Origin of the sequence: Cellulosimicrobium sp. NPDC057862 (assembly GCF_042797035.1) — a bacterium.
Taxonomy (GTDB): Bacteria; Actinomycetota; Actinomycetes; order Actinomycetales; family Cellulomonadaceae; genus Cellulosimicrobium.
The window spans coordinates 43,088-66,156 of the sequence record NZ_JBHVMH010000008.1 but is presented as its reverse complement, the minus strand read 5'-3'; the positions used below and the strand labels follow the sequence as shown (position 1 = coordinate 66,156).

Sequence of the window (23,069 nt, the reverse complement as noted above, 5' to 3'; positions counted from 1 at the left end):
CGGATCGCATGATGGCGCCGGGTGCACGTGCCGGTTCTGATGGGTCTCGTGACGGGTGCTGACGGTCGGCACGAGGGAGGACAGCATGGGTCTCGACGTCCGGCCCGGGTACAACACGGCGGTCCCGGCGCAGATCACCACGCCGGACCGGGTGGGGACGAGCATCGGCGAGCTGCGGTTCGTCGACGGCGTACCGACACCCGAGACGGCGACGCGGGTCTTCGACCACCTCGACCTGGTGCGGGGCGTCGAGGCGTTCCTCGCCTGCATCCCGGCGGCATCGTTGGAGGCGCTCCGGCGTGGGATCTCCGAGGTCGCGGGCGAGGCGTGCCATCAGGGCGCGATCGCCGACCGCCTGCTCGACTCCGACCCGCTGTTCCTCACCGGAAACACCGACACGGTGTACGCGATCGTCATGCTCGACGTCGAGCGCGACGGCCCGACGGTCATCGAGGTGCCGCCGGGCTGCGGGCCCGGCACGGTCGACGACGCGTGGTTCCGGTTCGTCGTGGACCTCGGCGCGCCCGGCCCGGACCGGGGCGCCGGCGGGACGTACCTGGTCGTCCCGCCGGGCTACGACGGCGAGCGCCCCGAGGGCTGGTTCGTCGCCGAGACACCGAGCGCCGTGAATCTCGTCATCCTGCGCGGCTTCCTCGTCGACGGGCGGCCCGACGCCGCGGTGCGGCTGTTCGAGTCGGGCGTCCGGGTCTACCCGCTGTCGCGGCGGGACGACCCGCCGGCGATGGAGTGGGCGTCGTTGTCGGGCGTCACGGTGAACACGGTGCACGCGAACGACTTCTCGTTCTACGAGGAGGTCGCCCACGTGGTGGCCAAGGAGCCGATCGGGCTCGTCGACCCCGAGACGCGCGGGCTGCTCGCCTCGATCGGCATCACCAAGGACGCGCCGTTCACGCCGGACGAGCGGATGCGCCGCATCCTCACCGACGCGGCGGCGGTGGGGAACGCCACGGCGCGCGCCATGGCGTTCCGGTCCCGGGAGCGCGAGTTCTTCCTCTACGAGGACCGCCGCTGGCTGAGCCCGTTCCCGGGCGGCGACTACCGGTTCCTGCGTGACGGCGGTGCGGGCGGCCGCTACCTCGACGCCCGCACCACGTTCTTCTACCTCGCGACGGTGAACACGCCCGCGATGGCGCTCAAGATGGTCGGCAAGGGGTCGCAGTACGCCCTGGCCACCGTGGACGTGGACGACGCGCCGCTCGACGGCGGGAAGACGTACCGCCTCCGGCTCCCGGCCGACGCGCCGGCCGCGGACTTCTGGTCGGTCGTGGTGTACGACCCGCAGACCCGCTCGGAGCTGCAGACGGGGCAGCCGCTGCCGAGCCGGAACAGCAAGCGCGACGCCCTCGTCCCCAACGACGACGGGTCCGTGGACATCGTCTTCGGACCGGACGAGCCCCAGACGCTCGCCGCGAACTGGATCCAGACGGTTCCGGGCAAGGGCTGGTTCGTCCTCCTGCGTCTCTACGGCCCGCTCGAGAGCTGGTTCGACGGCACCTGGCGCCCCGGCGACGTCGAACCGCTCTGAGCGGCCCCGGACGCCGAGGCGTCGACCGGCAATCCGCTTGAACACCCAGGTCCGGGGCGGGAGGGTCGTGCCATGACCGACCCCCTGCTCCGCCCCGCACGCCCCGACGACACCGCCGCGCTGGTGGACGTGTGGCGCCGGGCCGTCGAGGCCACGCACGACTTCCTCACCCCGGACGACGTGGCCGACCTGGAGGTCGCGGTGCGCGACGAGTACCTCGCCGCCGTCGACGTGACCGTCGCGGAGCGCGACGGCCGGGTGGCGGGGTTCGTCGGGACCGTCGGGCACCGGGTCGAGATGCTGTTCGTCGACCCGGACCTGCACGGGCAGGGGGTCGGCCGCGCGCTGCTGGCCGAGGCCGGGCACGACCACGCCGCGCTCGAGGTCGACGTCAACGAGCAGAACCCCGCTGCGCTGGGCTTCTACCGTGCCCAAGGGTTCGTGGTCGTCGGCCGCTCCGCGACCGACGGCCAGGGCCGCCCGTTCCCCTTGCTGCACCTGCGTCGGGAGGCTTGAGGTCTGTCCGCGACCGATGAGCGGGCGCGCCCGCGCCGGTCGACCCTGGGGAGAGCGGGCCGCCCGGCCCGCCCCGACCCCAGGAGGCGACATGCTCGGCAAGGCGTTCAGCGGGTTCTCGGTCGACGACGTCGAGGCGGCGCGGCAGTTCTACCGCGACCGGCTCGGGCTCACCGTCGAGGGCGACGACATGCTGTGGCTCCGGGTGACCGGTGGCTCGGGCGTGCTCGTCTACCCGAAGGGCGACGCGCACGAGCCGGCGTCGTTCACCGTCCTCAACTTCCCGGTCGACGACGTCCCCGGGACCGTCGCTGCCCTGCGGGAGCGCGGCGTCGTCTTCGAGAAGTACGCGGGCACCCCGGTCGAGACGGACGACGACTTCGTGTTCCGCGGCGGCGGCCCGCTCATCGCCTGGTTCACCGACCCCGCCGGCAACGTGCTGTCGGTGATCCAGGACGACGAGGCCTGAGAGCGCTGGGCTCCCGAACCAGGGCTCTACCTCGCGCAACCAGGGTTCTACCTCGCGGACCGCGGTGCTACCCCCCGGTCCCGAGGCCCTCCTCACGGGCCCGGACGATCGCCGCGGAGCGGTCGCGGACGGCGAGCTTGGCGAGCACGTTCGCGACGTGGTTGCGCACGGTCTTGGGGCTGAGCACGAGGCGCCGCGAGATGGAGGCGTTGTCGAGCCCGGCCGCGACGAGGTCGAGCACCTCGCGCTCGCGGTCGGTGAGCTGCGGGAACGGCACGCGCGCGGCGGCGCGCCCGCCGACGACGTACGCCATGGCCCGGTCGGCGACGGACGGGGAGAGGATCATCGCGCCGTCGGCCACCGCGTGGACAGCGCGCTCGACCTCGGCGGGGCTGGCGGACTTCACGAGGAACCCGCGCGCCCCGGCGCGGACGGCCGCGACGACGGCGTCGTCGTCCTCGTGCATCGTCACGACGAGCACGCGCGCGGCCGGGTCGGCCCGCACGAGCTCGCGCGTCACGTCCACGCCTGAGCCGTCCCCGAGATCCAGGTCCATGAGCACGACGTCGGCGCGCGCCCCGGTCCCCGGCGCAGGCTCCGCACCCGGGCCCAGCCCGAGCAGGGTGCGTGCCTCGGCAGCCGACGCCGCGTGCCCGACGACGCGCACGCCGTCGAACGAGTCCAGCAGCGCCGCCATCCCGAGCCGGAACACGGGATGGTCGTCCACGACCGCGACCCGGATCACGACACGCCCTCGCGAGCGAGCGCCCCGGCGGGGACGAGCGGGAGGGTCGCGCGCACGCGCGTGCCCGGGCGGTCGCCGTCGGGCCGCACCGCGCCGACCTCGAGCCGACCGCCGAGCTCGTCGGTGCGTTCGCGCAGCGACCGCGAGCCGACGCCGCGGGTCGCGTCGGTCGCGATCCCGCGCCCGTCGTCCTCGCACGTGACGACGACGCAGCGGTCGCCGAGCCGGACGGTCAGGCGGCACTCCTCGGCGCCGGAGTGCCGCGCGGCGTTGACCACGCTCTCGCTCGCGATCGCGTAGGCGGCCGCGGCGACGCGCGGGTCGAGGCCGTCGCACGGGTCGCAGCGCACGTCCACGACGAACCCGCCGAGCGCCTGACGGCCCGCGAGCTCCCCGAGCGCGACCTCGAGCCCGTGCTCGTCGAGCGACGGCGGGAGGAGGCTGCGGGAGAGCGCGCGGACGTCCTCGACGCGCTGGGCCACCTCGGCGCCGAGCGCGTCGAGCACGGCGGCGGCCGCGGCGGGGTCCGTCTCGAGCGTGTTCCGCGCCCCCTGAAGCCCCAGGCGCAGGCCGACGAGCCACGGCCCGACGCCGTCGTGCAGCTCCCGGCGGATCACGCGCCGCTCGGCGAGGCGGGCGCGCGTCGTGGCGTCGCGCGCCTCCTCGAGCTCGCGCGCGCCCTGGGCGAGGGCGAGGCCCGCGCCGAGCACGGGCAGGAGCTGGTCCAGCGCGTCGCGCGTCCTGGTGTCGAGACGCTCGCCCGCGCGGGCGACGACGTGGACCCGGCCGAGCACCCGTCCGCCGTGCGTCACGGGGAGCGAGGCCGTCTGCCCGGTGGAGCGCGACGTCGGCCCGGACCACGTCGGTCCGGACGGGTCCTCGGGGACGCCGGTCGTCGTCGGGCCGTCCGGGGTGCGCTCGATCGTGACGCTCTCGAGGCGCAGCGCCTCGCGCACACCGACGGCGAGGCTCACGACGAGGTCGTCGGCGGTCGACGCGGACGACAGGTGGCGGCCGACGCTCAGCGCCGCGCGACCCGGGTCGTTGCCCTCGCCGTAGACGAGCGTGCGGACCCGGTGCCGCAGCCACGTGTGCAGGGGCTGCACCGCGAGCGCCACCCCGACCGCCGCGACGACCTGCGCGGCGGGGCCGTCGACGACCGTCGTCGCGAGCACCACGACCACCGCGTAGACGACGGCCAGGCCCACGGCCAGCATCGCGGCGACGGTCGCGCGCGACAGCACGAGGTCGATGCCCCACAGCCGGTTGCGCAGCACGCACACGAGGATCGCGGCGGGGAACAGCGCCTGGCACGCGAGGTGCGTGAGGGGGAGGGCGAGGATCACGTCAGGGCTCGACCAGGTTCCCAGCAGCGGGAGGAACGACAGCGCCATGAGCGCGGTCCCGAGGGAGAGCAGGCCCAGGCCGCGGCGCTCCTCGACCGGCCCGCGCCGCCAGCGCCACGCCGTCGCCGCGGCGGTGACGAGCCCCATGACGACGACGCCGAGGATCGCGGGGCGCGGGTCGTCCGGGGGCGCGAGGAAGAAGTAGGCGATCGACGCGACGCCGCCCGCGACCCCGCACCACGCGCCGGCGCCGAGCCGCCCGCCCCGCACGAACCACGGGACGAGGACGAACAGCCCGACCGTCCCGGGGACCCACGCCCACCCGTAGGCGTCCGCGAGCGGCGTCAGCGGCGGCAGGCCGGGATGGGTGGAGGCGTAGCTGCGCCACGCGCCGCCCAGGGCGGCGACCCCGCCGCCGATCCCGGCGAGGGCCACGAGCCACCCGACGACGTGCGGCCTGCGCACGAGGATCACCGCGGCGACGGTCCCGTAGACGAGGGCGACCGTCGCGTCGACGACGACGAACAGCAGGTCGCCGAGCAGCAGCGGCACCCCGGACGTGAGCTGGAGCGCGAGCGCGGACACGCCGAGGACCCAGGCGAGGACGCCGATCGTCCAGCCCGTGCGGGGCATCCCGGCGCGGCCGGGCCCGGGGTCGGCCACGGGCCCACGGTAGGGCCGCGGCACGCGCGGCGAGAAGGGCCCGGGCGGGAGATCACCCGGTGCCCGACGGCGCCCGGGCAGCGGGCGTCGTCGGGCACCGGGGCGGGGCGTGCCCGGGAGGGTGTCGGCGCTCAGCGCCTGTCCCCGAGCGCGAAGCCGAGCGCGGTGACGAGGAGCCAGATCGGCCCGACGAAGCCCGCCATGTACTGGAGCGGCGACACGCCCGTGAGGAGCGCGAGCCCGCCGAGCACGAACCCGACGGCGCCGATCCACCGCGGCGCGGCCGCGTGCCGCAGCGCGGCGACGCCGAGCGCGACGCCCGCGACGCCCGCGCCGACCCACAGCCAGGGGATCGTCGCGACCCAGTCGCTGTAGAACGCGCCCGACTCGGGGACGATGAGCGCCGTGTCGCCGAGGCCGAAGAGGAACTGCGTGTCCAGGCCCGAGCCGAGCAGCCCGGCGACCGAGACGAGCACCAGGCCCCAGCCCGCGACGGTCGGCAGGAGCGACCCGGCAGGCGCCTGGGCGTCGAGCCGGCGCTTGAGGCCCGCGGCGAACACGAGCACGAGCAGCGCGCACGCGATCGTCGCGGTGTGGAAGAGGATCTGCGTCCCCGTGCGGCCCGCGAGGTCGGCGACGATCGCGTCGGCGTCGCCGGCGGTCTCCTCCCAGTTCACGCCGAGCGCCATCGAGGACTGGATCGAGACCAGGCCCAGGACCCCGGCGACGACGCCGGTCCAGGCCCACGCGCGGGGCGTCGCGCCGCGCGAGCGGCGGGTCGGGTCGCCGGCGAGCGGCGACGGGGCGGTGAGCGAGCTGTCCTGCATGGGACGACCTTCCGTTCGGGCCGCCCATCCCGCGGCCGGGGCCCGCCACGTGCCGCGGCGGTCCCCGCAGCGTCGGCCGGGCGGTGTCCCGGGTTCCAGGGGCAGGTGTCCCGACCTCCCGGGCAGGTCGCGGAGCTCCGGATGCACGACCTCAGCCCCGGTGCCATGCTCCGAACCATGTCGACTCCGAAGCCGGCGACGCCCGCGATCGTCGCGCAGAACTCCGCCCTCCTCCAGACGCTCCCGTTCTCCGACACCCGGGACTTCGACGACGCGACGCGCGGCCTGGTGGCCCGGCGCGAGCCGAGCGCGGTGACGGCCGAGGACGGTCGCGTCGTCTGGGACAACGACACGTACGCGTTCCTCCAGGGCGACGCCCCGGACACGGTGAACCCCAGCCTGTGGCGGCAGTCGCAGCTCGTCGCCGAGCAGGGGCTGTTCGAGGTCACCGACGGCATCTACCAGGCGCGCGGGTTCGACCTCTCCAACGTGACGTTCATCGAGGGCACGACCGGCGTGATCGTCCTCGACCCGCTCATCTCGACCGAGACGGCGGCGGCCGCGCTCGCCCTGTACCGCGAGCACCGCGGCGACAGGCCCGTGACGGGGATCATCTACACCCACTCGCACGTCGACCACTTCGGCGGGGTCAAGGGGGTGACGACCCAGGAGGACGTCGACGCGGGGCAGGTGCCCGTCGTCGCGCCCGAGGGCTTCACCGAGCACGCGATCGCGGAGAACGTCTACGCGGGGACGGCGATGGCCCGCCGCGCGGGCTACATGTACGGCGCGGCGCTCGCCCGCGGGCCGCAGGGCCAGGTGGGTGCCGGGCTCGGGCAGACGACGTCGACCGGGACGGTCACGCTCATCCCGCCGACCATGTTCGTCACGACCACCGGCCAGGAGGAGACGGTCGACGGCGTCCGGATGGTCTTCCAGATGGCGCCGGACACCGAGGCACCGTCGGAGATGCTCATCTGGTTCCCGGACCACAAGGCGCTGTGCGCGGCAGAGGACGCGACCCACACGCTGCACAACCTGCTGACGTTGCGCGGGGCCGTGGTCCGCGACCCGCACGTGTGGTCGCGCTACCTGACGGAGTCGATCGACCTGTTCGGCGCCGAGGCCGAGGTCGTGTTCGCGTCGCACCACTGGCCGACGTGGGGCTCGGAGCGGATCGTCGAGTACCTGTCGCTCCAGCGCGACCTCTACGGGTACCTGCACGACCAGACGCTGCGCCTGCTCAACCAGGGCCTGACGGGACCCGAGATCGCGGAGCAGATCGTGCTGCCGCCCGCCCTCGAGAACGCGTGGCACGCGCGGGGCTACTACGGGTCGGTGAGCCACAACGTCAAGGCGATCTACCAGCGGTACATGGGCTGGTTCGACGGCAACCCGGCCCACCTGTGGGAGCACCCGCCGGTGGAGCGGGCCCGCCGCTACGTCGAGCTCGGCGGGGGTGCGGACGCCGTCGTCGCGACGGCGCGGGCGGCGTTCGACGCCGCGGACTACCGCTGGGTCGCCGAGCTGCTCAACCACGTGGTGTTCGCCCAGCCCGACCACGCCGCAGCGCGCGAGCTGCTGGCCGACACCTACGAGCAGCTCGGCTACGGCGCGGAGAACGGCACCTGGCGCAGCTTCTTCCTGTCCGGGGCGACGGAGCTGCGCGACGGCCCGTTCGGCACCCCGACCGCGACGTCCGCCCCCGACATCCTCGCGGCGCTCACGCCGACCCTGCTGTTCGACGCGCTCGCGGTGCAGGTCGACGGTCCGCGCGCGTGGGACGAGGACCTGTCGGTCGACGTCGTGCTCACGGACTCGGGCGAGCGCTACCGCCTGTGGCTGCGCAACGGCGTCCTCTCGTACAGCGGCGCGCCGCAGCGGGGCGACGCTGACGCGACGCTCACGACCACGAGCACGGCGCTCCCCGTGCTCGCCACGGGCGCGGCGACGCCGGACGCCCTCGCGGCCGCGGGGGTCGAGGTCGCCGGGGACGCGGGCGTGCTCGCGCGCCTCACCGCCGTGCTCGACCCGGGTGACCCGGACTTCGCGATCGTCACCCCCTGAGCCGGCCGACGCCCGCGCCGCGGCCCGACGGTCGCGGCACGGGCGTCGTCGTGCCTGACCTGGACGGCGCTCCGTTCGCCGCGACGAACCGGAGGCGCTGTGTCAGGGTCGTGACGGCGGGCGTGCGCGGACACGCGCCGCGGGGCTGAGCGTGACCGGAGGGCGACGGCATGGCGAACGGGCGGGCGACGCAGACGACGCGGGGGACGCGAGCACGGGCCGCGCGGCGTTCGAGACGCCTGCGCCGTGCCTGGGCGGCCCTCGGGACGTTCCTCCTCGCGCTGCCGCTGGTCCTCGTGCCCGCCGTACCGGCCTCGGCCGCCACGTGGAGCATCAGCAAGGAGGCGACGACCCCCGGCCCGTACAGCCCGGGGCAGCTCGTCACGTACGAGGTGCAGATCTCGTGCTCCGACCCGAGCACCGCGTGCCAGAACACGGTCTTCACCGACGACCTGCCGGACGGGCTCCAGCTCGTCTCGGCCGAGATCATCAGCCAGCCGAGCGGGACCGCGGGCGACCTCACGGTCGACACCGACGGCGACGTCGTCACGGCCACCTGGCCCTCGTTCACCAACGGCGAGCAGGCGACGATCGACATCACGGTCCAGATCGACCCCGACCTGCCGTTCAGCGCCGACGGCGTGCCGATCGTCAACACCGCGTCGGTCGTCGCGGACAACGCCCCGCAGAACACCGCCGACGAGTCGATCACACCCGAGGTCGAGCTCGTCCTGGACTCCGAGACGACGAAGTCGATCGCGCCCGAGGGGGCGCTCGCCGCCCCGGGGACGCCTGCCACCATGACGATCGGCGCGACGAACACGTCGAACGACCCGGTCGACACGCTCGTGATCCAGGACCCGGTCGACCCGACCGCGGACCCGAACCCGTTCACGTACCTCGAGTACGTGAGCACGGGGGACGTCACCCTGCCGCCGAACGCGACCACGGTCACCGAGGAGTACTGGGACGGGGACTCGTGGGAGCCGCTCGACGACACCGTCGACCCGGCGACGGTCCAGGGCGTGCGGTACACGTTCAGCGGGGACATCCAGCCGGGCGCCTCGGCGAGCATCCCGGTGAACGTCCAGCAGTCCGACGCGGTCACCGGGCTCACCGACCCCACGACGATCACCAACGACACGTCGTCGTACGTGACCCACGCCCAGGGCGAGTCCGACCCGACGACCGCGGACGACACGTACGTCGTCACGCCGCCGAACAACAGTGTCACCGCGTCCAAGAGCTTCGACCCCGCGACGGTGAGCGCCGGCGACCCGACGACCGTGACGATCGGCGCGACGAACACGGGCACGCCCGTCGACACGCTGACCATCACGGAGCCCGCACCCGGCACCCCCAGCCCGTTCGAGGGCGACGACCCGCTGACCTTCACCGGGTTCGGGCCCACGGGCGACGGTACGGGCGTGCAGTGGCCGACAGGAGCGAACGGGGCGAGCGTGACGTTCACGTGCGCCGACGGCACGACGCCCGAGGTCGACGCCTCCGCCCCGAACACGCTGCCCAACCCGCCCGACGACTGCGTCGTCCTCGGCTTCACGGTCGTCTTCACCGGCGACCTGCCGAACGGCGCGGCGGCGTCGATCCCGTTCACGGCCGACACGGACCCCGACCAGGAGGCCGACGACGTCACGCACCCCAACACCGTCGAGGCGACGGTGCCGAGCGCGGACCCGGCCGACTCCACCGCGAACCTGGTGACGCTCGTCGACCGGCTCGCGACGCAGACGGACAAGCTGATCTCGCCCTCGGAGATCCCCGCGATCCCCGGGCAGAGCGTCATCGTCCAGCTCCCGACCACGCTCCTCCCCTTCGGTCCCGACGGTTCGACGACGAACGCGGACCAGGTGGTCGTCCAGGACCCGACCGACCCCGCGAACCCCGGCGACTTCTGGGACCACTTCGAGGCGTCGTCGGTGCGCTCCACCGACGTCCCGGCGGGCTCGACGCTCACCGTCAACTACTGGAACGGGTCCGCGTGGGTCGAGGCGCCGGACTGCGGCAGCCCGGTCGCCGGCGCCGCGACCGTGAGCTGCGACCTGCCCGAGGACGCGCAGGGCGTGCAGTTCGTGTACGACTCGACGAGCGGCGGCTTCCCGCCGGGGACGAGCTTCCAGCCGAACTTCGTCGCGGACTTCACCGGACCCACCGGCTGGGACGAGCCGCTCACGAACTGCGGCGGCTCCAGCGCGTCGTCGGGCTCGGTGTCCCCGACCGAGCCCGCCGAGGGGTGCGCGTCGGTCGACCCGTACCCCGTCGACGGCACGGGCGACCTCGACTTCATCGAGAAGTCGTTCCTCGGCGACGCCCCGGTGAGCGTCCTCGCCCGCTCCGACGACCAGGTGACCGCGCAGATCACGTGGTCGACCAACGGGTTCTCCGGCGTCGACCCGATGGTGATCTCGGACATCGCCGACCCGGAGACGACGGCCGTGGCCGACTCGTTCTACGACGCGTTCGACCTCGTCCGCATCGAGGCGATCGACGGCTCGGTCGACCCGCTCATCACGTACGACGCGATCGTCGGGGTGGAGCTGTACGACGGCACGACCTGGACCCAGGCGACGAACGCCACGTGCACGACGGCGACGCCGTGCGCCGGGGGCATGCCCGCCGTCGACCTCACGGCGGACGAGCAGGCGTCCACGACGTCGGTCCGGCTCGTCTACACGGAGAGCCCGGACCGTGGCACGAGCGACCCGCTCGCCCCGCAGCCGGGGGACGGGGTCGCTCGCTCGACGCTGGCGGACGGGCGCCACCTCGACCTCACGTTCGAGGTGCGGGACTACAAGCGCTCCGACCCCTCGGTGCCCGTGCTCGGCTCGACCAACGGGACCCTGTACAACACGGCCGACCCCGGCCTGGTCAACGACACCGCGCGGGCGACGGGCACGTTCGACGGCACCGACTACACGGACACCGACGACGACGACGTCCTCATCATCGACCAGCCGCTCAACGTGACCGTCGCCAAGGACTGGACGGGCGGGCCCATCTCGGTCCCTCCGACCGGCACCCCGGCCGAGTTCTACCCGACGACGGACGTCGTGGTCACCGCGACGAACGCGTCCGCCGCGAAGGTGGACCAGCTCCGCATCGTGGAGCCGGGCGCCGTCGACTCGAACGACGTGCAGACCGCCGCGGGGACGAAGCCGTTCGACGCGTTCACCCTGCGGGCGATCTCCATCACCCCGCCCGCGGGCGCGACGAGCACGACCGTCCTGCTGACGAACGAGGCGGGGGAGGTCGGCACGTTCACGCAGGCCGAGGCCGAGGCGCTGACGGTCGGAGAGCTCGCCGGGGTCGTGGGCGTGGTCGTCGAGTTCGACGGCCTCGTCGAGCCCGCGGCGAGCGGGACGCTCGACCTCACGCTCCAGCTCCGCGAGCTCGACCGGTACACGGACGCCCCCGTGACCGTCGCGGGCTACAGCCCGGTGCCGAACGGCGCCGTCGCCACGATCAGCGACCCGGGCGGCGTCCCGGGCCAGGACGACCGCCACGCGTACGACGACGCCGAGATGGAGCTGCAGGACGCGGCCATCGAGATCGCCGTGGGCAAGTCGTTCAGCCCCGACACGATCGTCGAGCCCGGGACGGGCCCGGTGACGATGACGATCACCGGTCAGCCGCTCGGTCCCTCGCGCAGCGTCGAGATGGTGCTCACCGACGACGACCCGCAGTTCTGGAACCAGTACGACTTCGTCGGCTTCGCGGGGGCGAGCCTCGTCCCGCCCATCCAGCAGGTACGGGTCGACGCGTTCGTCGGGGGCACCTTCTCCGGCGACCCCGGGTCCCCCGACCCGGTGACCGTGACCGGGGGTGCCTGGGTGCTCGGCCAGGAGCAGACCTTCTTCGCGCTCCCGGACACCGTCGACCCCGCCGACGTGCAGGGGCTGCGGTTCACGTTCAGCCGCACGGACGGCTCGATCTGGGAGAACCCGGCGACCCCGCTCCAGCCCGTCCCGATGTCGGTGGAGCGACGGGAGGAGATGCGCTCCGGGGGACCGGTGCTCCCGGACCTCGCGGCGAACCCGCCCGGTCCGGGCGAGACCGCCCCGGGAGTGGCGAGCAACTCGGTGCAGGGCACCACGACGGGCGCCGACCTCGTCGTCGACCCCGGGACCGGCGAGCTCGTCCCGGTGAGCGCCGACGGCTCGGCGGACGCGTCGATCCTCTACGAGCACGCCACCAACGGGGTGCAGATCGTCAAGAACTTCGACGGCGTGGTGTCCGGCAGCCTCAAGCCGCCGAACGCGGTGATCCCGATGAACATCGTGATCACGAACACGGGTGACCGGCCGATCGTCGACCCCGTCGTGGTCGACGACCCCATGCCCGCGGACGCGCTGGGCCCGCAGCTGACACTGGCCGACGCGGCGCAGCCGTTCGTGTACGCGTTGAGCGGGGCGGACCCCGACCCCACGACTCCGGACCTGCCGACCGACGCGGCGCAGGTCACGGTCGACCAGGCCGGGAACATCGAGAGCCTGCGGTTCTCGTTCCCGGACGGCTCGGTGCTGGAGCCCGACCAGACGTACACCATCACGGTGCTCGTGAAGTTCCGCGTCGGGATCGCGCCGAACACGCTCGTCGCCAACACGGCCGGCGTGATCGGCGACCGGCCGTGGGACGAGTGCGTGACGCGCCTGGACGCGGAGACGGGTGCGTGCGAGGCGGACTCCGACGTGCGGCCCACGGAGACCGCCGTCATCGCCCAGTCGAAGTTCGTCAAGGCGACGGACGACGACGAGCTCGACGTCTTCGTGGACCCGGACTACACGGGCGCACCCGTCGTGTGCCAGCCCAACGCCGCCGGCTTCTACTCCTACCCGTGCGTCCCCGTCATCGCCCCCGGGCACGACGAGACGTGGCGCGTGCGCATCGACAACGTCGGCAACAACCCGTTCACCAAGGTGGTCGGGTACGACCGGTTCCCGACCCCGGGCGACACGGGCTCGTACGACACCTCGCCGCGCGGGTCGGCCTGGGCGCCGGTCCTCTCCGCCGACCCGCCCCCGGCGCTCGTGAACGCGCCGCCGGGGACGCAGGTGCAGTTCTCCTTCACGACCGCGGACGACCTCTGCGGCGACGACATCGAGGACCCGCTGAACGAGCCGATCTGCCCGACGGATCCCGCCACCGGGTGGGAACCCTTCGTGCCGGGCCTGCCCGACTCGCTCCTCGCGCAGATCACGGCGATCAAGTTCGTCCTCACGTTCCCCGAGGACCAGCCGTTCCGGCCGGGCGAGTTCGTGGCGATCGAGGCGACGTCGACGACGCCGCCGGAGGTCCCCGCCGCGGGCGACCGGTCGATCGCGTGGAACTCCGCCGCGGTGTCCGCCGCCTACGAGCGGTCGGACGGCACCATGCACAACCTCCTGCCGACCGAGGGCCAGAAGGTGGGCGTCGCGACGGCGTCCGGGCCGCTCGAGGTGAACAAGCTCGTCACCGGCGAGGGGGCCCAGTACGCGCCCGACTCGTTCTCGATGTTCGTGCAGTGCACCTCGGCCGTCGGGTCGTGGCTCGAGACGCCGCTGGACCCGATCCCGATCACGGTCGTCCCCGGGACGCCGACGGTCGTGCCGAACCTTCCGTACGGTGCCGAGTGCACGATCACCGAGGACGGGACCAACGGGGAGACCGAGCTGATCGTCGGCACGGTGACGATCGACAGCGAGGACCCGGAGGACCCCGTCTCGATCACCGCGACCAACGTCTACGCGCTGTCGAGCATCGAGATCTCGAAGGAGGTCGTCACCGACGCGGTGGACCAGGACGGGAACCCGGTGCCGTTCGGCCCGTTCGCGGTCGACGTCGCGTGCACGTTCCTCGGCGAGGACGTCTACGCCGAGGGCTACGACGCCGAGAACCCGATGACCGACCTCCCGATCGAGGACGGGGAGACGATCGAGCTCACGGGCCTGCCCGTCGGCTCCGTCTGCACGGTCACCGAGTCGGGCACCGGCAACGCGTCGTCGGTGACGATCACCGTCGACCAGGGCCTGCCGGGCCATCCCGTGACGACCGACGGCCCGACGACGGACGTCACCCTCACCCCCGACGTGCTCGGCGCGAGCACGAACGACGTCACGCTGACCAACACGTACGACGTCGGCGCGATCGGCCTCCAGAAGGTGGTTGACGGCGAGGGCGGGCCCGCGTACGGGAGCGGCCCGTTCACCGTCACGGTCGTCTGCACGTACGACGACGACGGCGACGGGCCGGGCGCGCCGCGCACGGTCTACGACGGCACCGTCGTGCTGGGCGGGGCGGGGCCGCTCGACGCGCAGATCGCCAACCTGCCGACGGGCGCGGTCTGCGACATCGAGGAGGTCGACGACGCCGGCGCCACGGGGTCGGTCGTCGTCCCCGAGTCCGTCACGGTCGGCAGCGGCGACGTCGCGAACGTGGTCATCACCAACACGTTCGACGTCGGCACGATCGAGGTCGACAAGGAGCTCGACGGGCTCGGCGCCCTCTACGGCCCGGGACCGTTCGAGGTGACGCTCGAGTGCACCTACGAGGACGTCGAGATCCTCGTCCCGGGCGGCGCGGTGCGGACGTTCGTCCCGGGCCAGCCCGCGGTGTACGAGGACCTTCCGGTCGGGTCGCAGTGCACGGTCACCGAGACCGACGACTTCGGGGCCACCGAGGTCACGGTGAGCGTCGACGGCGGCGAGCCGGTGGACGGCACGTCGGTCGACGTCGTCGTGCCGCCCGCGGCCGAGGACGGGTCGCCGACCACCGTGACCGTCTCGGTGACCAACGCGTTCCACACGGCCCCGCTGCTGGTGGAGAAGGTCGTGGACGGCGACGCCGCGGGCTTCGCGCCGTCGATGCCGGACATCCCGCCGCTGCCCGAGCTGCCCGCCGAGCCGGTCACGCCCGAAGAGCTCGCCGCCCTCATCGCGCAGCTCGAGGAGTTCTACGCGCAGTTCCCGCTCGAGGGCATCCCGTACCGGGCGTCCGTCTCCTGCACGTTCCAGGGCGCCGAGATCGAGGTCCCGGGCGGTGCCGTGCGGCCGTTCGGTCCGGGCCTGCCGGGCGTGTACTTCGGCCTCCCCGTGGGCGCGGTGTGCACCGTCACGGAGACCGAGACCGGCGGGGCGACGGCGGTCACGGTCGAGCCGAACCCGGTCCAGGTCGAGGAGCGCGTGCTCCCGGCGCCCGCGCAGGTGGTCACCGTGACCAACACCTACGACGCCGGGTCGATCGAGGTCACCAAGGTCGTGGCCGGTGACGGCGCCGAGGCGTTCGGTGCCGGGCCGTTCACGGTGAGCGCGGCGTGCACGTTCCTGGGCGAACCGATCGAGGTCCCGGGCGGCGCGGAGCGCACCATCTCCGGTGGAGAGGTCGCCGTCTTCGACGGCCTGCCCGTCGGCGCGGAGTGCGTCGTCACGGAGACGGCCACGGGCGGCGCGTCGTCGACGACGGTCTCCGCGTCGGTCGAGGGCGGTGAGCCCGGGGCGGCGACGATCGGACCCGACCCTGCCCAGGTGACGGTGACGAACACGTTCGACACCGGCCGGGTCGTCGTCACGAAGGTCCTCGCCGGGCCGGGCGCGTCGCAGCACCGCGGCGACGAGTTCGTCGTCACCCTCGCGTGCACGTGGCAGGTCGACGGCGTCACGACGGACGTCGTGGTCCCGGGCGGCGCCGAGCGCACGCTCTCGGCCGACGACGACTGGACCGCCGTCTACGAGCTGGTCCCCCAGGGGGCGGAGTGCACGCTCGCCGAGACCGACGCGGGCGACGCCGAGGCGGTGACGCTCGCCGTCGCCGGGACGGACGTGACGGTCGACCCCGACGACACGACGCCGACGTCCGACGCGTTCACCGTCCCGACGGGCGACACCGCCGAGGTCGACGCGACCGTGACCAACGCGTTCCGCGCCACCGGCGGGGGCAGCCTCCCGCCGACCGGCGCGAGCGTCGGGGCGGTCGCGGTGCTCGCGATCCTGCTCACGGGTACCGGCGCGCTGCTGGCCGACGCCCGGAGGCGCGGAACCCGGACCGCGGGCCGCGTCTGACACGGCCCCTGGTCAGGCCGCGCCTGCGGTTGCGGAACCTGACCAGGGGCGGGACCGTTACCGCATGATCCGCTTCCTGCTGAGCTTCGCGATCAACGTGGTCCTGGCCGCCGTGGGCCTCCTCGTCGCCTCGGCCCTGTTCGACGGTGTCACCGTGCACGCGTCGGGCTTCGTGGTCGCCGTGCTGATCTTCGCGGTGGCCCAGGCGATCCTCGCGCCGTTCGTCTTCAACGTGGCGCGCAAGTACGCGTCGGCGATCCTGGGCGGGATCGGCCTCGTGTCGACGTTCCTCGCGCTGTGGGTCGCGACGCTCATCGGCGACGGCCTCGAGATCTCGGGCGCGTCCACGTGGATCGGGGTGACGGTCGTCGTCTGGCTGATCGGCGCGCTCGGCGGCTGGTTCCTCGGGTGGCTCGTCCTCACGCGCTGGTGGGACGGTCGCCAGGAGCAGAAGCGGATCCGCGAGGCCACGAGCAAGGGCTGACGGCCGACGTCGCCCGCGGGCGACGTCGCCGCTACCGCAGGAGCGTGGCGACGCGCTCGACGCCGTCCGGACCGCCCAGCGTGCCCTCGTGCACGACGAGCCGGGCGAGCTCGCGCAGCGGGACGTTGCGGTCGTTGGACGCGCGGCGAAGGCGTGCGAACGCCTCGTCCGGGTGCACGCCGTACGCGAGCATCACGATGCCCTTGGCCTGCTCGATCGCCCCTCGGGTCTCCGCGGCGGCGGCGATGTCGTGCCGGGCGCGCTCCTGCGCGTGCGTCGTGACGGTCCGGGTGACGTCCACGAAGTACCCGACGAGCTCGGTGACCTCGCCCGTCTCGCGGTCGCGGCGGCCCTGCCCGACCACCACGAGGAACCGCTCGCTGCCGTGGGCGTCCATGATCCGGTGCACGCTCGAGAACGGCTCGCCGGTGCGTCGTGCCTCCTCGAGGATCTCGCGCACGCGCTCGCGGTCGTCCGGGTGCTTGTGCGCGAGGACGAGGGCGGTCGTCGGGACGACGTCGCCCGGCTCGAAGCCGTGCAGGCGGTACGTCTCGGGCGACCACCACCACACGCCCGTGCCCAGGTCCAGACGGTACTGGCCGATCTGCTGGTGCGCCCCGCGCGCGAGAGCCTGCTCGATGGCATGGTCGTCCACGGACATGCTGGCCTCCGGGTATCCGGTGGATGAGGAGCCAGGTCCAGACTCGACCACCCGAGCCTACCGCGCCGCGGCACCCCGCAGCGATGGCGAGTGCCGCGCCGGGTTCCTACCGTGGAGGCGCGGCCGCGGTGTGCCGCGGGGGGCGCCGGACGTGAAGCAGCCCGCTCCGGCGTGCCTTCCCCCCGGGTGACCTCAGCCGAGGGGCGCGGAGAGGCCCTGTCTGGACCTGGAGCACCGCGTTGACGAGGGTCAGGGCCGCGCTGGGGGCGGTGGTGCGGCCCGGGATCCGGCGGCGCCTGCGTCGTCGTCGTCCGCGCGCCCGCTGCCGTCGGCCCCGCTTTCGGCGGCGATCGCGACGTCGACGTTGGGGTAGACCCGAGGCCGCTCGTCGCGCTCGACGGCGGCGCGCAGCTCGTCGCGGACCTGTCCGACGTTGCGCGCGAGGACGAGCGTCGCGCCGTGGCGGGCCAGGTCGGTCCGCAGCGTGGCGAGCATCTCGGCGGCGTCCACGTCGATGAACGGGACGGTCTCCGTGTCCAGCACGACGAGCCGCGGAGAGGTCGCGGCAGCGAGGTCACGGACGTGGTTGCGGACGGCGTCGGCGTTGGCGAAGAACAGCCCCGACTCGGGGCGCACGACGAGCACCCCGGGGACCGAGGTCCCGCCGTCCTCGTCGAGCACGGCGCGTCGCTCGGCGTCGACCCACAGCCCGTGAGAGCTGCGGACGAGGGACGCGAGGTGCGGCCGGGACGCGCGGGCGAGGAGCAGGAGCAGCGAGAGCAGGACGCCGATGACGAGGCCGGGCAGCGTGTCGAAGACGAGGACGCCGACCGTGGTCGCGGCGCCGGCGTAGAAGTCGTCGCGGGCGGCGTTGCCGTACAGGCGCCGCATCGTGGGCGTGCGCAGGTCGTAGAGGCGGCGCAGGGCGCGGACGTCGACGAGCTCGATCACGGCGGCGATGACGACCGCGGCGAGCGTCGCCTCCGGCAGCGACTCGAAGACGGGGGTCAGGAAGAGGAGCGTGAGCACGACGAGCACGGCGGCGGTGAGCCCCGACACCTGGCTCTTCGCCCCGGCGCCGCCGTTGACGGCCGTCTTGGACAGGCTGCCGTTGACGACCATGCCGGACGCGAGGCCCGACCCGAGGTTGGCCGCGCCCATGCCGATCAGCTCGCGGTTCGGGTCGATGTCGTACCCCTCGCGCGCGGCGTACGTCTTGGCGGCGCCGAGCGCCTCGGCGAACCCGACGAGCATGACGCCCGCGCACGGACCGAGCAGCGCCGTGTAGTTGCCCCAGTCCATGTCGGGGAACCCGAGCGCGGGGAGGCCCGCGTCGATCGGGCCGACGATCTCCACGCCGTCGTCGTCGAGCGACAGCGCCAGGATCGCGACGATCCCGATGACGACCGCGACGAGCGAACCGGGGACCTTCGGCGCCCACCGCTTGATCGCGAGCAGCGCCGCGAGCGTGCCGATCCCGAGCAGGACCGTCGGGCCGTTCGCGGTGCCGAGCTCGGTGAGGATCGTCCAGAGCTTCTCGAAGAAGTTGCCCTCACCCTTCTCGACGCCGAGCAGCGCCGGGACCTGACCGATGATGATCACCAGCGCCATGCCGACGATGAAGCCCTTGAGCACGGGCTCGGAGATGAACGACGCGACGAACCCGAGCCGGGCGATCCCCGCGACGAGGCACAGCAGTCCCGTGACGAGCGCGACCCCGGTCGTGAGCGCGGCGAAGAACGCCGCGTCGCCCGGCGCGAAGACCGCGACGACCCCGGCCGAGAGCGCGGCCGTCGCGGACATGGGTCCGACGACGAGGTGCCGCGAGCTGCCGAACGCCGCGTAGAGGATGAGGGACGGCACGGCGGCGTACAGGCCGACGACGGGCGAGACGCCCGCGATCGTCGCGTAGGCGAGCGACTCGGGCACGAGCACCGCCCACACGGTGAGACCCGCGACGAGGTCGCCCTGGAGCCACGCCTTCTGGTAGCCGCGCAACGAGCCGAAGAGAAACGGGGTCCGGGCGCGCGGCCGTTCCCCTGCTGGCACCGAGGGTGTCCGCGAACCCGTCATCGACCGTCCTCCGTCCGTCCCGGCGTGCTCCGCGACCGATCATCCCGGGATCAGGACGAACCGCCACCGGAGCGCGGAGACCGCCGTCGTTCCCCGCGCGGAACCTGAGGCCCGGGGATACGTTCGACGCGTCCCGGGGCGCAGCGCCGCGCTCCCGCCGAACGTACGAACCGGAACGAGAGGTCTGACGTGGCAACGCTCACCGTGTGGAAGTTCGACACCCCCGAGGGCGCGCAGCGCGCCGAGGACGCGCTGCTCGCGCTCCAGAAGCAGGAGCTCATCCAGGTCCAGGACGCGGCGATCGTCTCCTGGGAGGAGGGCAAGAAGAAGCCGAGGACGCGGCAGGGAAACAGCACGACGGCGGTCGGCGCGCTCGGCGGCACGTTCTGGGGCCTGCTGTTCGGCCTGCTCTTCTTCGTCCCGCTGCTCGGGGCCGCCATCGGCGCGGCGTCCGGCGCCATCGCGGGCGCGCTGACGGACGTCGGCATCGACGACGACTTCATCGACTCCGTGCGCAGCAAGGTCACCCCGGGCACGTCGGCGCTGTTCGCGCTGACGTCGGGTGCTGTGATCGACCGCGTGCACGAGGCGCTCCAGGCGGAGGGCATCCACGGCGAGCTCATCCAGACGAACCTGTCCGCGGACGAGGAGGCCAAGCTCCGCGCGGCCTTCGACGAGAACGCCTGAGCGGTCCTCCCCGGGTGAGGTGCCCGACGGCGCTGCGCACCGCCGTCGGCCACCTCACCCGCCCGTACGCCCCGGCAGGCGAGCCGTAGCTCGCGCAGCCCCCGTCGTCCCGCCCCGGGACCGGACCACGAAGGAGGCCGCCCATGGGCGCGGCGATCGGTCAGTCCCTCCCCGTCGCGGTGGGTGTGCTCATCAGCCCGCTGCCGATCGTCGCGGTCGTGCTCATGCTCGTGAGCGGGCGCGCGAAGGCGAACGCGTTCTCGTTCCTCGTCGGGTGGTTCCTCGCGGTCGGGGCGGTGACGCTGCTCGTCGCGACGCTCGCGGGAGCCGCGACGCCCGACGACGACGGCCCCCCGCTGTGGGCCGCGATCCTCAAGATCCTCCTGGGCGTCCTGCTGCTCCTCCTCGCGGTGAAGCAGTGGCGCGGCCGTCCCCGAGCGGGGGTCGAGCCGCCAGCGCCGAAGTGGATGGCCGCGATCGACGCGTTCACGCCCGTGAAGGCCGCGGGGCTCGCGGTCCTGCTCGGCGCGGTCAACCCGAAGAACCTGCTGCTCGTCGTCTCCGGCGGGGCGGCGATCGCGTCGGCCGCGCCCGACGACACGAACGCCCAGGTCGTCGCCGCGGTCGTGTTCGCGCTCGTCGCGAGCCTCGGCGTCGCAGCACCCGTCTTCATCTACCTGTTCATGGGCGACCGGGCCGCGTCGATGCTCGACGAGCTCAAGGCCTGGATGATCCACAACAACGCGGTCATCATGGCCGTCCTCCTGCTCGTCCTGGGCGCCAAGATGCTCGGCGACGGCATCGCGGCCCTCTGACGGCGGGGCGATCGGGCTACGCGGTGATCGCCTCCCGCGCCGGACGACGCCGCTCCCGCACCACGAGGACGACGAGCGTGACGCCGGCGAGGACGTAGACGAGCGGGACGATGAGGTTCGCGGCGGTCGCCGCGCCGCCGTCTGGCTCGTGCACGCCTACGAGGAAGGACGAGAAGTCCCAGAGCCCGTGCAGCGCCATGGCGGCGACGATCGTCCCGGTCCCGCGGCGCGCGAGGTACAGACCGGTGCCGGTGAGCGCGGCGAACGCCACCTGCAGCACCGCCCCCGGCTCGTCGAGCAGCAGGTTGGTGAGGTGGAAGCCGCCGAACCAGAGCGTCGTCCACAGCACGGCCATGCCCTCGGAACGGGTGCCCTGTCGCAGCGAGCGCAGCACGACGCCCCGGAACAGCGTCTCCTCCGTGTACCCGACGAGAACGCTCGCCGCGAGCACGGCGAGCACGTGTCCGGGCGAGAAGCGGTCCCACTCGAGCCCGACGAGGTGCAGGATCGCGATCACGACCATGACGGCCGGGAGCAGCCACAGGAACCAACCCGTGGGAAGTCGTCGCGCGTCCCGGAAGACATGGTCCCAGCGCGCCCACACGAGAAAAGCGGTCAACCAGACCGCGCCGGCCCCGAGCGGGAGCACGGCTGACCGAAGCGTCGAGTCCGCGGAGTCGAAGAAGTGCTCATACCCGACCCCGGACGCCTTCATGAGTCCGACGACGACCACGACGTAGACGACGAACACGACCGCCGCGACGGGGACGGACGGCGTGACACGCCACCGTGGCGACGAGGTGCGGTGCTCGGATGACATCGGCCTTCCTCCTGTGGTCGGTCGAGAGCTAGTCGATGCCCTGGGCGTGGCGCTCGTCGACCGTGCGCTCGGCCTCCAGGGCGGCCTCGCGGTTCTTGCGGCGCCGTCGCGCGGTGCCGCCGTCCCCGTCCCGGCCCTTGCCCTTGCCGTGGGGGTGGTGACCCTCCGCGTCGGGGTCGTGCAGCATGTGCGACTCGATGAGCTCGTGCCGCTGGAGGTAGGTGTTCGCGACCGCCTGGATCGTCGCGGCGATCGGCAGCGCGAGGAACGCGCCCAGCGCCCCGAAGACCGCGCCGAACGCGAGCACGACGACGAAGCTCACCGCGGGGTTCATCTCCAGCGCGCGGGCGGAGACCTTGGGGGAGAAGTAGAGGTTCTCGAGCTGCTGGTACCCGATGATGAACGCGAGCACGCCGAGCGCCTGCGGCAGGCCCTGGGACGTGAGCGCGACCGCGACGGGCAGCGCACCGCCGATGTACGTGCCGATCGTCGGCACGAACTGCGAGACGACGCCGGTGAACACCGCGAGGGGGAGCGCGTAGGGCGTCTGCAGGATCACCAGGAACACGAACGTGAAGACGCTCGACAGCGCGGCGAGGACGATGCGTGAGTTGATGAAGTCGGAGACCTTGACCTGGGTGATCTCCCAGAGCCGCAGCACCTCCTCCTGGCGGTTCGGCGTCAGCCAGCGGCACACGGCCGCACGGAACTTGGGACCCGCCGCGAGCAGGTAGTAGGTGACGAGCATGATCGTCAGCGACGCGAAGATCCCGCCGACGATGGTCGTGGTGACGACGAGGGCGCCGGAGGCGACGTCGTCGCCGAAGTCGTTGATGACCTGCTTGATGAGGTCGTCCGAGTCGGGGATGACCACGTCGAAGCGCTCCGCGACGAAGTCCTGGATGCTCGCGTACAGGGCCGGGAGCGACTGGACGAGCTGGACGAGCTGCTGGACGAACAGGTTCCCGAAGAGCGCGAGGACGACGAGGATCGTCAGGAGCGAGCCGATCAGGGCCACCGCCGCCGCCGCGCCGCGGCGCCAGCCGTGGCGGACGAGCCACACCACGATCGGCTCCAGGGCGAGCGCGACGAAGAACGCGATGAGGATGTTGACGCCCAGCGCCTTGAGCTGGCCCAGCGCGTACCACGCGAAGACCCCGACGAAGACCGCGACGACGGCCATCGCGAGCGCGCGCGGGACCCATCGCGGCGGGCGCCGGGAGTCGTGCTGGACGGGGCGCGTGCCGGCGTCGGGCACGCCCGACCACGGGTCCTCGGCGGGCGTCGGCGTCGTCATGC

General features: G+C 73.3%; 15 protein-coding genes. 8 read left to right on the top strand and 7 right to left on the bottom strand.

All coding sequences use genetic code 11. From position 1 onward, the window contains the following. Positions 1-85: 85 nt before the first annotated feature. From ACFVN3_RS11890 to ACFVN3_RS11880, 3 genes are all read left to right on the top strand, one after another. Positions 86-1,546 (top strand): DUF1254 domain-containing protein, encoded by a 1,461-nt coding sequence (locus ACFVN3_RS11890; protein ID WP_378233041.1) that lies wholly within the window; start codon positions 86-88, stop codon positions 1,544-1,546. Between the two features lie 72 nt (positions 1,547-1,618). Further along, entirely contained in the window at positions 1,619-2,062 is a 444-nt protein-coding gene (locus ACFVN3_RS11885; protein WP_378233040.1) for an acetyltransferase, read from the top strand. A gap of 91 nt (positions 2,063-2,153) precedes the next feature. After that, positions 2,154-2,531 carry a VOC family protein gene (locus tag ACFVN3_RS11880; RefSeq protein ID WP_378233039.1) on the top strand — a complete coding sequence of 126 codons (378 nt, stop codon included), beginning with the start codon at positions 2,154-2,156 and terminating at the stop codon, positions 2,529-2,531. 67 nt (positions 2,532-2,598) lie between these two features. Here the strand turns inward: ACFVN3_RS11880 and ACFVN3_RS11875 are convergent, their stop codons facing one another. The 3 genes from ACFVN3_RS11875 to ACFVN3_RS11865 all read right to left on the bottom strand — a co-directional run bounded on the left by ACFVN3_RS11875 (position 2,599) and on the right by ACFVN3_RS11865 (position 6,112). Beyond that, the gene (locus ACFVN3_RS11875; RefSeq protein ID WP_378233038.1) at positions 2,599-3,276 is read right to left on the bottom strand and encodes a response regulator transcription factor; all 678 of its coding nucleotides are present in this window, start codon (positions 3,274-3,276) and stop codon (positions 2,599-2,601) included. Next, a complete protein-coding gene (locus ACFVN3_RS11870; RefSeq protein WP_378233037.1) occupies positions 3,273-5,285 on the bottom strand; it encodes a sensor histidine kinase in 2,013 nt (670 codons plus the stop codon). The genes ACFVN3_RS11875 and ACFVN3_RS11870 overlap by 4 nt, the downstream gene beginning before the upstream one ends. A gap of 131 nt (positions 5,286-5,416) precedes the next feature. After that, a complete protein-coding gene (locus ACFVN3_RS11865) occupies positions 5,417-6,112 on the bottom strand; it encodes a hypothetical protein (RefSeq protein WP_378233036.1) in 696 nt (231 codons plus the stop codon). A gap of 177 nt (positions 6,113-6,289) precedes the next feature. Between ACFVN3_RS11865 and ACFVN3_RS11860 the strand changes: the two genes are divergently transcribed. The 3 genes from ACFVN3_RS11860 (at position 6,290) to ACFVN3_RS11850 (ending at position 16,714) form a co-directional block, all read left to right on the top strand. Continuing rightward, the gene (locus ACFVN3_RS11860; RefSeq protein WP_378233035.1) at positions 6,290-8,179 is read left to right on the top strand and encodes an alkyl/aryl-sulfatase; all 1,890 of its coding nucleotides are present in this window, start codon (positions 6,290-6,292) and stop codon (positions 8,177-8,179) included. Positions 8,180-8,349: 170 nt separating this feature from the next. Next, the gene (locus ACFVN3_RS11855) at positions 8,350-16,230 is read left to right on the top strand and encodes a DUF5979 domain-containing protein (protein WP_378233034.1); all 7,881 of its coding nucleotides are present in this window, start codon (positions 8,350-8,352) and stop codon (positions 16,228-16,230) included. A 64-nt stretch (positions 16,231-16,294) separates the two neighbouring features. Beyond that, on the top strand, positions 16,295-16,714 hold the full coding sequence (locus tag ACFVN3_RS11850; protein ID WP_378233033.1) for a phage holin family protein: 420 nt from the start codon (positions 16,295-16,297) through the stop codon (positions 16,712-16,714). A 31-nt stretch (positions 16,715-16,745) separates the two neighbouring features. On the opposite strand, the gene ACFVN3_RS11845 is transcribed toward ACFVN3_RS11850, so the two are convergent. Together ACFVN3_RS11845 and ACFVN3_RS11840 are read right to left on the bottom strand one after the other, a co-directional pair. Then, positions 16,746-17,375 carry a PAS and ANTAR domain-containing protein gene (locus tag ACFVN3_RS11845; RefSeq protein WP_378233032.1) on the bottom strand — a complete coding sequence of 210 codons (630 nt, stop codon included), beginning with the start codon at positions 17,373-17,375 and terminating at the stop codon, positions 16,746-16,748. Between the two features lie 249 nt (positions 17,376-17,624). After that, positions 17,625-19,373: a SulP family inorganic anion transporter gene (locus tag ACFVN3_RS11840; RefSeq protein ID WP_378233031.1), complete on the bottom strand. Its 1,749-nt coding sequence runs from the start codon at positions 19,371-19,373 to the stop codon at positions 17,625-17,627. Positions 19,374-19,637: 264 nt separating this feature from the next. Here ACFVN3_RS11840 and ACFVN3_RS11835 point away from each other — a divergent pair, with 264 nt between their 5' ends. Together ACFVN3_RS11835 and ACFVN3_RS11830 are read left to right on the top strand one after the other, a co-directional pair. Continuing rightward, positions 19,638-20,135, top strand: a complete 498-nt coding sequence (locus ACFVN3_RS11835) for a DUF1269 domain-containing protein (protein ID WP_378233030.1) — start codon at positions 19,638-19,640, stop codon at positions 20,133-20,135. A gap of 143 nt (positions 20,136-20,278) precedes the next feature. Further along, positions 20,279-20,950 (top strand): GAP family protein, encoded by a 672-nt coding sequence (locus ACFVN3_RS11830; protein WP_378233029.1) that lies wholly within the window; start codon positions 20,279-20,281, stop codon positions 20,948-20,950. A gap of 16 nt (positions 20,951-20,966) precedes the next feature. On the opposite strand, the gene ACFVN3_RS11825 is transcribed toward ACFVN3_RS11830, so the two are convergent. Together ACFVN3_RS11825 and ACFVN3_RS11820 are read right to left on the bottom strand one after the other, a co-directional pair. Then, positions 20,967-21,770, bottom strand: coding sequence for a CPBP family intramembrane glutamic endopeptidase (locus ACFVN3_RS11825; protein WP_378233028.1), 804 nt, complete (start codon positions 21,768-21,770; stop codon positions 20,967-20,969). Between the two features lie 28 nt (positions 21,771-21,798). Then, the gene (locus ACFVN3_RS11820) at positions 21,799-23,067 is read right to left on the bottom strand and encodes an AI-2E family transporter (RefSeq protein WP_378233027.1); all 1,269 of its coding nucleotides are present in this window, start codon (positions 23,065-23,067) and stop codon (positions 21,799-21,801) included. Between the last annotated feature and the right edge of the window lie 2 nt (positions 23,068-23,069).

What these genes read in the sequence shown, in the direction of transcription:
- ACFVN3_RS11820 (WP_378233027.1), bottom strand. Translation starts at nt 23,067, where the DNA reads ATGACGACGCCGACGCCCGCCGAGGACCCGTGGTCGGGCGTGCCCGAC.
- ACFVN3_RS11860 (WP_378233035.1), top strand. Translation starts at nt 6,290, where the DNA reads ATGTCGACTCCGAAGCCGGCGACGCCCGCGATCGTCGCGCAGAACTCC.
- ACFVN3_RS11865 (WP_378233036.1), bottom strand. Translation starts at nt 6,112, where the DNA reads ATGCAGGACAGCTCGCTCACCGCCCCGTCGCCGCTCGCCGGCGACCCG.
- ACFVN3_RS11825 (WP_378233028.1), bottom strand. Translation starts at nt 21,770, where the DNA reads ATGTCATCCGAGCACCGCACCTCGTCGCCACGGTGGCGTGTCACGCCG.
- ACFVN3_RS11855 (WP_378233034.1), top strand. Translation starts at nt 8,350, where the DNA reads ATGGCGAACGGGCGGGCGACGCAGACGACGCGGGGGACGCGAGCACGG.
- ACFVN3_RS11885 (WP_378233040.1), top strand. Translation starts at nt 1,619, where the DNA reads ATGACCGACCCCCTGCTCCGCCCCGCACGCCCCGACGACACCGCCGCG.
- ACFVN3_RS11845 (WP_378233032.1), bottom strand. Translation starts at nt 17,375, where the DNA reads ATGTCCGTGGACGACCATGCCATCGAGCAGGCTCTCGCGCGCGGGGCG.
- ACFVN3_RS11890 (WP_378233041.1), top strand. Translation starts at nt 86, where the DNA reads ATGGGTCTCGACGTCCGGCCCGGGTACAACACGGCGGTCCCGGCGCAG.
- ACFVN3_RS11830 (WP_378233029.1), top strand. Translation starts at nt 20,279, where the DNA reads ATGGGCGCGGCGATCGGTCAGTCCCTCCCCGTCGCGGTGGGTGTGCTC.
- ACFVN3_RS11850 (WP_378233033.1), top strand. Translation starts at nt 16,295, where the DNA reads ATGATCCGCTTCCTGCTGAGCTTCGCGATCAACGTGGTCCTGGCCGCC.
- ACFVN3_RS11880 (WP_378233039.1), top strand. Translation starts at nt 2,154, where the DNA reads ATGCTCGGCAAGGCGTTCAGCGGGTTCTCGGTCGACGACGTCGAGGCG.